The following is a 13931-nucleotide window of genomic DNA, read 5'->3' on the forward strand; positions in this document are numbered from 1 at the left end:
AGTTTCCTTTGACTGGGCAAAGATAAGTTTTAATTTTTATTTAGAATACTTATAAATTAAAAAATGAATTGTACTAAAATTTGTATTCAACCATAAAAGTACCCCTCATTCCTAAAGAATTGGTAAAGTCAGCATCTCTTGTGGTCCACCATGCAATTGCGGGCTGATACATTGTATTAAACAGGTTTTCGATACCCAGAGATACTTTCCAGCTCTTATTGACATCGTAGCTTGATTTAAAATTAAAAATCGTGTATTCAGGAACTTTTCCTTCGCCATATACATACAGGCCGGTTTTGGCATTGGGTTCAAACCTGTCCTGTCCGAAAGTATGAAGCATATCTAATCCAATAGATATTTTCTGAATCGGTTTTACCTGAACATAAGCTAAAACTTTAGGTGCAGATATTCTGCTGTTATTGATTTTTGTGGAGTAGTCGCCATCGTTTTTAGGAGAAGTAATCCCTTCCATCCAGCTATAGCTTCCTCCGAAATTGATCCAGTTTGCAGGATTAAAATGTAAAAAACCTTCAATTCCATACACTACTTCTGGTGCTCTTTGAATCGTTAAGGCTCTGTCCGGGCTCTGGATAAAAGTTGCTCCTAATTTGGAAGTACTTACGTAAGAAGTCACTTCATAGTTCAGCCATTTTGTAATTTGACCTGTTGTTCCCAGCTCATAATTGTTAACGATGATGGGTTTTGTTTCCAGGTTGCTGATGGTGTCAGAAGTTGATGTTCTCAAAATTCTTCCTAATTCGTTGATTGAATAGGCCTGGGAAAAACTTCCGAAAATATTGATCATCGGATTGATATTGTAACGAATTCCGATGTTTCCCACCAATGCATTATATTCTAAGTTTCCTCCGGTTACGAAAATACTCTTTGTAAAAGTTCCGTCTGATTTAATTGTCGAAAGCGTGTTGAAATCTCCGACTTTTACCTTCATATTTTCATATCTTAAACCTCCTTTAATGGTTAACTTTTTTAATAAATCAATTTTAATCAAAGCGAAAGGCGCAATATTGGTCATGTTCATATCCGGAGTCCAGTAACGGCCGTCTTCCAGCTTCTGAACAGTCTTGTCGTTTAAAATATCAACTCCGTAAATAACTTCTGCCTGAGAATTCTGAGTGTTCCAAAGTTGGGTATCAAAGTTGGCTCTTGCCCCGTATTTTTTGGAAATCACATTGGACTGACCACCGTTGAAAAAAGTATCGCTATATCCGTAAACCGTTCTGAAATCCTGCATATAAAGGTTTATATTCAAAGAAGTTCCTTTCCAGATATTTTTATTGTCGTAGCTTACTTTTACGTTATGATTTCTCGGAGTTCCCTGCGGCGTGGTTTCCAGATTTTTTCCTACGCCTTCACCTATAGTTGGAGTGATACCATATTTTCCTGTTTTTAACCCTAAATTTAAATCAGATTTTGAAGCATATCCAATGTAAGACGCTTCAATTCTTTGATTATCATTAATATTATAGCCTAACTTCAGCATTCCGTTGTAGTTATTCATTTTTGCGGGGTTGTATGTCGGACTTAAATTCACACCATCTGCATCTTTCATGTAACCCGTTCTTTCATAGGCAAACGAAGCCACATAATCGAACTTTTTAGCTAAATTTCCGGAAAGTAGCTGGCTTGCTCTGAAACCTAACGTTCCGCCGTAAGGTTGTCCAGTGATACCCACCTGAGAAATTCCTGAAATTTTTTTATCGGAAGTGCTTTTTCTCGTGATATAGTTAATAATTCCTCCATCCGCTCCATTTCCATAAATAGAGGACGCTCCTTTAATGACTTCAATTCTTTCAATTACTGAAGGATCGATTGATCTTAAATCTCTTGCTCCGTTTCGAAGCGGTGTAGATTGAGGGATGCCATCAATTAAAACTAAAACCTGACGGCCTCTCAGTGTTTGTCCGGTGTTGGAAGTTTGTCCCGAACTTGTCGCCAAACTCGGAACAGTATATTGTAAAATGCTTGTAATGTCAGAATTTACCGTCAATTGTGACTGAATCAGTTTCTGATTAACAATCGTTACCGAGCTCGGAATTTCTTTTATATTTTCTTTTTTTCGGGAAGCAGTAAGTACTACTTCTTCAACGTTAGATGTTTTTAAACTATCTGTTTTCTGTGCAAAAACAGCCACAGATCCTAAGCAAGCTACTGATAAAAGAGCTTTTTTCATGATTTCTTCTTTCCTTGTTTTTTATATTTTCCCCACCAAATCAAAAAACCCGTTACAGGTAATGATGTGCAAACCAATCCGGCTAAAAACCAAATGATTTTTCCAAACAGTCCAAAATAGGAACCTGTATGAATATCATAATTGGCATTGGCATATTTCTCAGCATTAGTAAGACTTTGATGAGGTTTATTTGATAAGGTTTTCCCTGAATATTTATCAAAAACAATCAGGCTTCTTTCACTGAATCTTCCCTCTTTCTGATAGACTGTTACAGGAATATTTTTTAATTCTTTTCCTTTTTTATTTTTTCCTTTTAAAGGAATTCTGAAGCTTGATGATTCCTGGTACAAGTTTTTAGTCTCCCGAGCCGTAATATCATAAATTGAATGGTTTTTTGCTAAAAGGGAGTCAGGCGATTTGATATCTTTCTCTTTCGGAAGTTCCAAAGAGCCAGAAAGTGTAAAATTGAATACATTTTTCACCCATGGATAGGAAAAATAGATTCCGGTAAGGCCCATCAACAGAGCGATAAAGGATACATAAAAACCTAGAATACTGTGAAGGTCATAATTTTTACGTTTCCATGTTTTTACATTTTTCCAGTCGAAAGAGAAACGTGCTCTTCTTGCTTTTTTATTTTTCGGCCACCAAAGCACAATCCCTGTGAGGAGCATGATGATAAATAATACTACCGGAATTCCGACTGCATATTTTCCCCAGTCTGTTTTTAACAGTAAACTCCAGTGAATGGCTTTTAAAATAGGGAAGAGGTCATATTTTTCATCATACACGCCTAAAACCTGCCCCGTATATTGATTGACATAGACAAGTTTATTAATCTTAACTTCCTGAAAATAATTCCAGCCTTTTTTATCTTTTTCGTAATAAAGAAACTCGTAAGATTTATTTTTATCTAAAGGAATCTCAACCGAGCTGATCGGATATTTTTCATTGATCTCCAAAGAAACTTTTTCTTTAAGGACTGCAATGGGAACTGGAGACTGTGTAATGGTTCCTGGTTTAACCCAGATTGCATCTTTTCTGAGAATGTTCTGTATTTCATCCTTGAAAACATACATACTCCCCGTTAGGGAAACAATAAAAACAACCAGACCAACGGATAAGCCCAACCACAAATGCAGTTTGGCTGACCATTTTTTTATCCATGAAGGTTTCTTCTTATGATGATGTTTTTTCTTCATAGTAAAAAGCTAACCTTTTGATGGGCTAGCTTTTAGGTTTTTTAGAATTTGTAAGTAATTGTACCCAAAGCATTGATTAGCTTTTGAGGATTTCCTGTGGTGTAACCAATCCAGTAGTGTTGGTTTGTAAAATTGTCAACTTTCAAACCAATTCTGAATTTTTTCGCATCATAAAATGCGTTGGCATTTAACACAAAATATTTAGGTAATGTAAATATTTCGAATCTGGTCGTTGCCGGATTTACCTGATTGTAGATCTTATTAGCATTTGCATAGTTTCCTCCGATTCCAAAACCAAAACCTTTTAAACTTCCATCAACAAACTGGTAGCTTGCATTAAAATTTGCTAGCCATGGAGATCCTGCTGTGTTTGGTCTGAAACCAGTGCTTAAATCTGTTGTGTCATTATAAGAGAGACCTCCGATTAACGAGAATCCTTTAATTAAATAAGCATTTACTTCAAGTTCTAATCCTTTACTTTGAATTTCTCCTGCCTGAGTTTGTACAGCGTTACCAGCAGCAGTGTATTGTCCTGTACCAAGTAATATATTTTTTACTTTAATGTCGTAATAACTTACTGTAGCATTGATTTTCCCATTGATAAGATTTGCTTTAAAACCTGCTTCAAACTGGTTTGCTCTTTCAGGATCCGAAAGTGCGATATTTCCTGCTAAATCAGTCGTGTAATAGCCATTACTCTTAAAACTGTTCTGATAGTTTCCGAAAACAGAGAATTTATCTTTTATGATCTGATAAACTAAACCTGCTTTTGGTGACCATGCAGACTGATTATATGCCGGAGTATTGTTTACCCAGACTTTACCCCCTAAGAAATCATTGCTTTCATAACGTAGTCCTAAAACAACATTAAGCCCTGAAATTGGTGTGAAAACGTTTGAAATATATCCACTGTAAGTATTTGTATCTCCATCTACATCGTAATGGCTGATGTTTGCAGGATCATCATAAAGCGCTCCTAAAGCAGTTCCGTTGAAGTCTGAATAATCTCCTCCGTTTGCAGGAACTGTGTAAGTAGCCCCATTTGCGAGATAAATGTAACGAGATCTATCTTTTGTTTTAAGATAATCAAAACCTACAACCGTTCTGTTTCTCATTCCGTTCCCGAAAGAATAATCAAAATTAAAGTTTTGTTGTATCTGTAGATATTTTTTTCTGCTGTCTCTTGTAGCTTGATCAAATCTGCTTACAGAAACATTATTGGTTGTGTCAACCGATGCTGAAAAATAAGGGCCAAATCCATCAGAATAGCTGCTGGAAGTATTAATATTAGTCGAAGATTTAATATTGTTATTAATCTTATAGTTTATCTGGCCAAAGATATTATTTACTCTTGCAGTAGTATATAAATCATCACCAATGTAAGATTGTTTATAGTCTAATCCAGCTTTTTCAAGATCTTTCATATTATCAATTCCATTCAATGATCCTGGATTTAAATAAAAGAAGAATTGATCCCCAATAGCTCTTGTATTGAACATTTCGTATTCAATATTAAATTGAAGTCTGTCGTTCAAATTATATGTTAATGATGGTGTAAATGCAAAGTATGAATTTTTTGCATCTGTTTTTTGGAAAGTTCCCTGGTTGGTATATGCAGTATTAATTCTGAAAAGTAATTTTTTATCTTTTGTAAGAGGTGCATTAATATCAGCTTGTGCTCTGTATGTATTATAGCTTCCTCCCATAAAACTTACCTGTCCTTCAAAATTTTCGAAAGGTCTTTTAGTTATTCTGTTTACCAAACCACCATAAGAAGCTACGTTACTACCATATAATGTTCCTGATGGACCTTTTAAAACTTCAAGTCTCTCAATGTTTACTGCATCAATTGTTGTTGTAACAGGAGAAACTAAACCATTTCTCATGGAGTTATTGGATGGAAATCCTCTTAAAACAATGAAAGAACCACCGTCTCCGGCTCTGCTTGTTGGGCTCCACATTTGTTGTAGACCTGTAATGTTTCTATAAGCATCATCAACTGTAAAAATGGCTTGATTTTCTAAAACAGATTTATTTATTGAAGAAAATACTTGCGGATCTTCGATGGCCTTGATAGACATTTTATTTGAAAAGTCAGAATCTTTTTTTATATAAGTGTTGATGATAACTGCATCAATATTCTTAGTCTTTGTTGAATCTTTTTCCTGAGCAAAAGTTAGCATAGAACCCAACAGCGAAGCACAGATCAGTACATTTTTCATGAAACAAAAATTTTTGCAAATATATTGTTTTTAATTATTCTAAATAAATTTCATAATTGATATTTATCATAAAATTATTATACAATAAATAGCAAAAACCCGCAACAATCTGTATTGATGCGGGTTTTGTATTATGAATTAATTATTTTCTTATGCAGGAATTTCTCCTTTGTATAAGAATGAAATAATTTCTTTATTCAATTTGTCAATCATTTCACTGAATAAGTGGAAAGATTCCTGTTTGTAAATTACCAGCGGATCTTTTTGCTCGTAAACGGCTCCCTGAGAGGATCTTCTTAAATCATCCATTTCACGAAGGTGAAGTTTCCAGTTTTCGTCAATAATAGATAAAGTGATATTCTTTTCAAAATCATTCACTAAACTTTCACACTGCGTATCGTAAGCTTCTTTAAGATCTGCAACGATCGTCATGGTTTTATGACCGTCTGTAAAAGGAACCTGGATCATTTTAAACATTGAACCTTGATTCTGATATACATTCTCAATGATAGGGAATGATTTTTCTTTAAGCAAGTTCAGTTTCATTTGATAATCTTCCTGAGCTGCCTTGAATAAAATATTTGTTAAGTCCTGAATATTTTTATTCTTGAAATCGTTCTCAGAAACAGGAGATTCCATCGTGAAAGTTTTGATGATTTCATATTCGAAATCTTTATAATTTCCTGTAGCTTTTCCTTTTGCAACAATAGAGTTGGCAACATCGAAGATCATATTCGTGATGTCATATTTCAGGTGATCCCCAAATAAAGCATTCTTTCTTCTCTTGTAGATAACATCACGTTGCTTGTTCATCACGTCATCATATTCAAGAAGTCTTTTTCTGGTTCCGAAGTTGTTTTCCTCTACTTTTTTCTGAGCTCTTTCGATAGATTTGGAGATCATGGAATGCTGGATAACTTCCCCTTCTTTATGGCCCATTCTGTCCATCATTTTAGCGATTCTTTCAGAACCGAACAAACGCATTAAGTTGTCTTCCAAAGACACATAGAACTGAGAACTACCCGGATCTCCCTGACGTCCTGCTCTACCTCTCAACTGTCTGTCAACGCGTCTGGAATCGTGTCTTTCTGTTCCGATAATAGCTAAACCTCCTGCTTCTTTTACCTCTTTCGTTAGTTTAATATCGGTACCACGACCCGCCATATTGGTTGCAATGGTTACAACTCCGGGATGTCCTGCTCCGGCAACAATTTCCGCTTCTTTTTTGTGAAGTTTCGCGTTCAGAACCTGATGTGGAATTTTTCTTAACTGAAGTGCTTTTGATAATAATTGAGAAATTTCAACTGAAGTTGTCCCTACAAGAACAGGTCTTCCGGCAGCTGTTAATCTTTCAATTTCTTCAATTACAGCATTGTATTTTTCTCTGTTAGTTTTATAAACTAAGTCTTGCTTATCATGTCTCAAAATCGGACGGTTGGTTGGAATAACCACAACGTCTAATTTATAAATTTCCCAAAGCTCACCCGCTTCCGTTTCAGCAGTACCGGTCATCCCCGCAAGCTTGTTATACATACGGAAATAGTTCTGAAGGGTAATGGTTGCAAAAGTTTGAGTTGCGGCTTCGATCTTTACATTTTCTTTAGCTTCGATCGCCTGGTGAAGCCCGTCAGAATAACGTCTTCCTTCCATGATACGACCTGTCTGCTCATCAACGATTTTTACTTCACCATCAATTACAACATACTCATCATCTTTTTCGAATAAAGTGTATGCTTTCAATAATTGGCTCATCGTGTGAACTCTTTCTGATTTTTCAGCAAAATCGGAGAAAAGTTTTTCTTTAGCTTCAAATTCTTCTTCTTTAGATAAATTTTTAGCTTCTAATTCAGCGATTTCGGTACCGATATCAGGAAGTACAAAGAAATTCGGATCAGAGTTTCCTTGAGACATGTATTCAACTCCTTTGTCTGTAAGGTCTACCTGATTGTTCTTTTCTTCGATTACGAAATAAAGATCTTTATCTACAATCGGCATATCACGGTTGTTATCCTGCATATACTGAGCTTCCACTTTCTGAAGCAATGCACGGTTTCCGCTTTCCGATAAAAATTTAATTAATTGTCTGTTTTTAGGAAGACCTCTGTATGCCTGAAGCAATTTGAATCCTCCTTCTTTTGTGTTTCCTGCCGCGATTAGTTTTTTCGCTTCATTAAAGATGGTGGAAACTGTTTTTTTCTGAACTTCAACAATTCTGTCGATAGAAGGTTTCAGAACATCAAATTCCTGTCTGTCTCCTTGTGGAACCGGACCAGAAATGATCAATGGTGTTCTTGCATCATCTACCAATACAGAGTCAACCTCATCAACGATCGCAAAGTTTAATTCTCTTTGTACCAATTCTGAAGGTGAAGTTACCATATTATCCCTCAGGTAATCGAAACCGAATTCGTTATTGGTTCCGTAAGTGATATCTGAATTGTATGCTTTTCTTCTGCCGTCTGAGTTCGGTTGGTGATTGTCGATACAGTCGATCGACATTCCGTGGAATTGGTATAATGGTCCCATCCAAGCCGAGTCTCTTTTTGCAAGGTAGTCGTTCACCGTTACAACGTGAACTCCTCTTCCCGGAAGTGCATTTAAGAAAATAGGAAGCGTTCCTACTAAAGTTTTACCTTCACCGGTTGCCATTTCGGCAATTTTACCGCTGTGAAGAATAACCCCTCCGATAAACTGAACATCGTAATGTACCATATCCCAGTTTACTGGAGTTCCGGCAGCATCCCATGAGTTTTTCCAAACTGCTTGATCTCCTTGAATTTCTACAAAATCTTTTCCTGCAGCAGCCAACTGTCTGTCCCAGTCAGAAGCCGTTACACGGATTTCTCCATTCTGAGCCCATCTTCTTGCTGTTTCTTTTACTAAAGCAAAAACTTCAGGAAGAATTTGGCTCAAAACTTTTTCTTCAATTTCGTAAGATTCTTTCTTTAGAGCTTCAATCTTTGAAAAAAGAGCTTCTTTTTCATCAACGTTTGTCGAATTTTTTATCTGCTCTTGAATCTGTTCTATTTGAGCTGTGATTTTGCTGATTGCAGATTTAATATTTTCTTTAAACTCAGCAGTTTTCTCTCTTAAACCATCATCAGACAATTGCTGAATTTCTGGTTCAACAGCTTTGATTTTTGTTACAACTTTTTTTACTTCTTTTAGGTCCTGCGCTTTCTTGTCTCCCAAAAACCCCTTAAGAACTTTGTTTAAAAAACTCATAAAATTTTTACTTTATGCCTAAAGCGATATACTTTAAGCGTTTTTAATAACACTTATCGTGCAAAATTGATATTTAAAAAGGGCAAAAAAGCTCTAAGCTATTGCTTAAAGCTTGATGCTTTAATTAATATTCGTCTTCGTTCCAAAGATAATCCTCGTCTGTAGGATAATCACTCCAGATCTCATCGATTGCGTCATAAATTTCCCCTTCATCTTCGATCGCCTGAAGATTTTCTACTACTTCCATCGGTGCACCAGTTCTGATTGCGTAGTCGATAAGCTCTGCCTTTGTCATCGGCCAAGGTGCGTCACTTAAATAAGATGCTAATTCTAATGTCCAGTACATAATTTTCTAATTTTTTGCAAAAGTATAAAAATAGCTTATATTATATGCTTTTTTATACTTGATTTTCAACTCTTTTTATTAATTTTTGTTCATTCTCCTTTTAACAACTGTTTTGCAACCGTTATTGAGATTATTGAATGTCATTTCTCAAAAACCATTCCACAAAATTTTTTATGCCATTTTGGAAGTTGGTGGCAGGTTTATAGCCAATTAATGTCTTCGCTTTTGTAATATCTGCATTGGTTTTAAGGACATCTCCGGGTTGCATTGGCAGATTTTTTTTAATGGCAGATTTTTTCAGGGTAATTTCTAAGGAAGAAAGCATTTCATTTAAACTGATAACTTCACTTTCCCCGAGATTAATAATTTCATACAGGTTTGAATTACTTTCTATGTAATTAATAGATTTCAAAATTCCATCAATGATATCATCAATATAGGTATAGTCTCTGGAAGTGCTACCGTCTCCGTAAAAAGGAATTTCCTTTTCTTCGGTAATAAGTTTTGTAAATTTATAAATAGCAAGATCAGGTCTTTGTCTTGGCCCGTAAACAGTGAAAAAGCGAAGATGAATACTATCAATATTGTATAAGTTATGATAAACGTGACCCAAAACTTCTACACATCTTTTAGTTGCAGCATACGGGGAAATGGGACGATCAACATTGTCAGTCTCTGTAAAAGGTATTTTTTCATTGTTCCCATAAACGCTTGATGAAGAGGCGTTAATGAATTTTTTAATATTAAATTCTCTACAGAGCTCCCAAAGGTTCATTGTGCCTTTTATATTCACTTCCTCATATTCTAAAGGTCTCTCTATTGATGGACGAACGCCTGCTAAAGCTGCTAAGTGCACAACAAGATCAACAGAATGATTTTCAAATATAGTTTTTAAGGCATTTTTGTTCCGGATATCTTCTGTATATAATTTATAATTAGAGGATTCTGTAATAGAGGAAAGCTTTGTTAAATCGCTTTCCCTATCTGAAAACTCAAAATCAGAATTATTACCAATAGATTCTAAAGTATTCCTGATTTTTATTTTATAATCATAAAAATCATCGAAGTTGTCAATGTTTATGACAGAATGTCCATTTTTTAATAATTGTTCAATTAAATGGGAACCTATAAAACCACTTCCTCCTGTAACAAGATAATTCATCTGAGTTTTTTACTTTTACAAAAACTTTACGTTTAAGTTTTCAAATTTTAATTCATTAAATTTACTTAAAAAAGTAATACTATTCAATATTATGCAGTTTCAAGGGCAAATTTTAAAAATGACGAGCTTCAATGATGAGCCAATTCAATACTATCTTAACCTTTCTGGAGATTTAATTCATATGAACGAGTTATTTGGGAAGGAATTAACGATAAAGCATGTAGGTTTTCAATGCGTTAATTGTGGGGAGAATAAACCTATTTACAGAATGGGATTTTGTAAAAGCTGCTTTTTTGAAAGTCCTTATGCCAGTGATACAATCATTCGACCGGAGCTTTCTACGGCGCATTTGGGAATTGCGGAACGAGATCTGGAGATTGAGAAAGAAATACAGTTGCAGCCACATACTGTATATTTAGCGTACACCGGTGATGTAAAGGTAGGGGTAACACGAAATACGCAAATTCCTACACGATGGATTGATCAGGGCGCGACTTTTGCACTGCCCATTGCAAGAACAGAAAACCGCTATGAAGCCGGAATGATAGAAGTAGCGCTGAAAGAACACCTTCCGGATAAGACCAACTGGAGAAAAATGCTTCAGGATGATTTTGAAGACGAAGTTGATTTGGCGGATTTTCAGCAAAAAATTAAAGAATATTTCCCTGAAGACTTTCAGAAGTTTTATAGTGAAGGAGAAAATCTTTGGAAATTTGATTATCCTTTTGATAAGCCGGAGAAAATAAATTCATTTACTTTAGACAAAAAGCCGGAGTTCACAGGAAAACTGACCGGAATCAAAGGGCAATATCTTGGTTTTGATGGAGGGAATTTTATCAATATAAGAGGCCATGAAGGGTACGTGATAGAGCTGCATGTGAGGAATTGAATAATTTAAAATAAAACCAAATCACAATTATGAAAAAATCCTGGGTAAAAAAGTTCCTGATCGCAACTGCAATACTACTTGGGATTGTTTTGCTTGCTAATTTCGGGTTTAATTTTTGGCTTAAAAACAAACTTCCTGATTACATCAAAAAAAATACGGATTACAAGGTTTCCTATAAAACCTTAGATGTAGATCTCACCACCGGAAATATTTTTGTAACCGGAATTACAGTTAATAACAAAAATCCTCAAAATACTGAAGTGATAGGACTTCAGGGGACCATTGATACACTAAAAATAAGCCGCTTCGGGATTTTTGATGTTTTTTTTAATAAACGGATAAGTTCTACAGATCTTTTACTAGGTAATCCCAATCTGAATATTATTCTTGCTAAACCCGTTGATGAAAAGACCGGAAAAAAGAAAAATCCGGTGATGTTTGAGAATATCAGAATTAATAAAGGAGAAATTACAATTTTTAAATATACAAGGCAGCCGTTTCTGAAAATAGAACAGCTGGATCTGTATGTTGAAAATCTGCAGATGACAGAAGAATCGGTGGAGAATAAACTTCCGGTAGTGTTTGACAGCTATAGCATTAAAGGAAAGAATTTTTTCTTCCGGCCGGATAATATGTATGCCCTTAGAATAGATAAGATCACCACGTCAAACGGACAGATGTCGGTAGAAAATTTCAGGTTGGATCCGCTTGTTACCTTTGATCAGTTTAAGCAAAGCTATCCTCAGAAAAAACAGCTTTTTCAGTTCAGTATTCCTAAAATGGATTTTAAGGATGTTATTTTAAAGAAAAATATTATCTCACTTTCTCAAGCGTTTTTTTATCATCCTAATCTGACTGTTTATACAAATTCAGCAACAAAGCCCAGCAATAAAAAGCCTTTCAATTTTGAGGTGGATCTCAATGGGGTAAAAATGGATCATGCTACTGTTCAGATTATAAAACCAGATGGAAATAAGCTTTTTTCAGCAAAAGAATTAAATCTGAATATTAATGAATTGAAATTCAGTAAAGATACTTCGGAAGAAACCATTCCTATCCGATACAGTGACTTTAATATCACAGGAAAAGATATTGCCTATTTCAATGCTGAACATATTATTTGTGAAAGCTTCGGATTAAATCCTAAAAAAGGGGAATTCAGAAATATTGCAATCACCTCTCCTGAAACGGCTACAGATTTGAAATTAAATCAACTTGCCGTTACAATAAATAAATGGGAAACAATCGATAAAGAACTCAATCTTGAAATCAATGAAATTTTGGTCGACCGTGTCAATGGAGTCTTTAAGGCACAAGAAAAGAAAAAAACAGTTCCTAAAAAGGGAGAGATAAAAGGAATTCAGTTTCCTCTTACAATAAAGAAAGTGACGGTTAAAAACTCAAATGTTGTGTATGATAAAGGAAATCAGCCTTTAAAGTTTAATGATTTGAATGCATCTTTAAATCATTTGGAAATCAAGCAAAAATCTGACGGAACAGGATTGGGGGCTGATGTGAAAAATTATTTGTTTTCAACTAAAAATTTTACCTACAAAACCAAATTTTATCATATGTCTGTGGCAAATGTTGAATTTGGGAATAATAAAGTTAAAATTGATCAGTTTGCCATGAAGCCCCTTGTTTCAAGAGCTCAGTTTATTAAAATGATCCCGGTTGAAAGAGATTTATATGACATAACGGCAAAACAGATCACAGCGGTTGGAAACTGGAACTTGTTTTCTCAGAATAAGTTCATCAACGCTTCTAATGTGAATGTTCAGTCCGCAGATGCCAATATTTTCCGAAGCAAAATACCCAAAGATGATCCGAAGGAAAAAGCGTTGTATTCCAAAATGCTTAGAAGTATTAAGTTTCCGCTACAAATACATAATTTAGATGTAAAAAATTCGGTCTTGGTATACGAAGAAGATACGCCTGAAAGTGCAGGTCCCGGAAAATTGACTTTCAGTAATTTCAATATGAATGTCAAAAATCTGAATTCAGCTAAAACAAAAGGAAAACCGACAAGAGTAGATATTAAGATCAACTGTTCATTCATGAACCTGTCACCCTTGGCCGTTAACTGGAATTTCGATGTTGCCAATTCAAATGATGTTTTTGCTATTTCCGGAAGAACCACTAATCTTCCTGTTCAGGGAATCAATCCTTTCATTAGGCCTTATCTGCATGTAACGGCAACTTCAGGGACTATTCATGAGATGCTTTTTAATTTTAAAGGAAATCCTAAAGGGATAAACGGAGCTTTTAATTTAAAGCATAAAGATTTGAAGATTGCCATTCTGGATAAGAAAAATCATGAGAAAAAAGGTGTTCTGACGGCAGTTGCCAATTTATTTATAAAATCAGACTCAGGTAAATTTCCTGAAGAAGTAACGGTTGAAAATGTAGAAAGAGATCCTACAAAATCGTTCTTTAATCTTTTCTGGAGAGGAATTGAAGATGGGCTGAAAAAAACGCTGATTGGTAGGAATGTTGATAAGACCGAGACAACAGTAAAGAAGGCGGTTTCTGCAGTTAAAGACATGAAGAGTTCTGTAAATGAATTAAAGCAGGAGGTTAAAAATGCAAAAGACCAAAAGCAACATGATGACGCCCAGCCTAAAAAGAAAAAAGGCTTTTTAAAGAATGTCTTTAAGAAAAAAGAAACTCCTGAAACCGAATAGTTTCAGGAGT

Annotated in this window: 8 protein-coding genes; 2 read left to right on the top strand and 6 right to left on the bottom strand. The window is 35.1% G+C overall.

Annotation, left to right across the window (positions count from 1 at the left end; all coding sequences use genetic code 11):
• Positions 1–73 precede the first annotated feature (73 nt).
• From MKS83_RS15240 to MKS83_RS15265, 6 genes are all read right to left on the bottom strand, one after another.
• A complete protein-coding gene (locus MKS83_RS15240; protein WP_240580360.1) occupies positions 74–2191 on the bottom strand; it encodes a TonB-dependent receptor in 2118 nt (705 codons plus the stop codon).
• Positions 2188–3393: a PepSY-associated TM helix domain-containing protein gene (locus tag MKS83_RS15245; RefSeq protein ID WP_240580361.1), complete on the bottom strand. Its 1206-nt coding sequence runs from the start codon at positions 3391–3393 to the stop codon at positions 2188–2190. Before MKS83_RS15245 ends, MKS83_RS15240 begins: the two co-directional genes overlap by 4 nt.
• Positions 3394–3434: 41 nt before the next feature.
• The gene (locus MKS83_RS15250; protein ID WP_240580362.1) at positions 3435–5615 is read right to left on the bottom strand and encodes a TonB-dependent siderophore receptor; all 2181 of its coding nucleotides are present in this window, start codon (positions 5613–5615) and stop codon (positions 3435–3437) included.
• A gap of 150 nt (positions 5616–5765) precedes the next feature.
• Positions 5766–8840: a preprotein translocase subunit SecA gene (gene secA / locus MKS83_RS15255; protein ID WP_240580363.1), complete on the bottom strand. Its 3075-nt coding sequence runs from the start codon at positions 8838–8840 to the stop codon at positions 5766–5768.
• 124 nt (positions 8841–8964) lie between these two features.
• A complete protein-coding gene (locus tag MKS83_RS15260) occupies positions 8965–9186 on the bottom strand; it encodes a DUF2795 domain-containing protein (protein ID WP_027382805.1) in 222 nt (73 codons plus the stop codon).
• 130 nt (positions 9187–9316) lie between these two features.
• Positions 9317–10348 (bottom strand): GDP-mannose 4,6-dehydratase, encoded by a 1032-nt coding sequence (locus tag MKS83_RS15265; protein WP_240580364.1) that lies wholly within the window; start codon positions 10346–10348, stop codon positions 9317–9319.
• A 91-nt stretch (positions 10349–10439) separates the two neighbouring features.
• On the opposite strand from MKS83_RS15265, the gene MKS83_RS15270 reads away from it, so the two are divergent.
• Together MKS83_RS15270 and MKS83_RS15275 are read left to right on the top strand one after the other, a co-directional pair.
• A complete protein-coding gene (locus tag MKS83_RS15270) occupies positions 10440–11237 on the top strand; it encodes a DUF2797 domain-containing protein (protein WP_240580365.1) in 798 nt (265 codons plus the stop codon).
• Positions 11238–11266: 29 nt separating this feature from the next.
• A complete protein-coding gene (locus tag MKS83_RS15275; protein ID WP_240580366.1) occupies positions 11267–13921 on the top strand; it encodes a hypothetical protein in 2655 nt (884 codons plus the stop codon).
• Positions 13922–13931 lie beyond the last annotated feature (10 nt).

Origin of the sequence: Chryseobacterium sp. Y16C, assembly GCF_022488405.1 — a bacterium.
GTDB lineage: Bacteria > Bacteroidota > Bacteroidia > Flavobacteriales > Weeksellaceae > Chryseobacterium > Chryseobacterium geocarposphaerae.

Excerpts from the sequence above, each read along its gene's own strand:
- MKS83_RS15250 (WP_240580362.1), bottom strand. The coding sequence starts at position 5,615 with ATGAAAAATGTACTGATCTGTGCTTCGCTGTTGGGTTCTATGCTAACT.
- MKS83_RS15245 (WP_240580361.1), bottom strand. The coding sequence starts at position 3,393 with ATGAAGAAAAAACATCATCATAAGAAGAAACCTTCATGGATAAAAAAA.
- secA (WP_240580363.1), bottom strand. The coding sequence starts at position 8,840 with ATGAGTTTTTTAAACAAAGTTCTTAAGGGGTTTTTGGGAGACAAGAAA.
- MKS83_RS15275 (WP_240580366.1), top strand. The coding sequence starts at position 11,267 with ATGAAAAAATCCTGGGTAAAAAAGTTCCTGATCGCAACTGCAATACTA.
- MKS83_RS15270 (WP_240580365.1), top strand. The coding sequence starts at position 10,440 with ATGCAGTTTCAAGGGCAAATTTTAAAAATGACGAGCTTCAATGATGAG.
- MKS83_RS15240 (WP_240580360.1), bottom strand. The coding sequence starts at position 2,191 with ATGAAAAAAGCTCTTTTATCAGTAGCTTGCTTAGGATCTGTGGCTGTT.
- MKS83_RS15265 (WP_240580364.1), bottom strand. The coding sequence starts at position 10,348 with ATGAATTATCTTGTTACAGGAGGAAGTGGTTTTATAGGTTCCCATTTA.
- MKS83_RS15260 (WP_027382805.1), bottom strand. The coding sequence starts at position 9,186 with ATGTACTGGACATTAGAATTAGCATCTTATTTAAGTGACGCACCTTGG.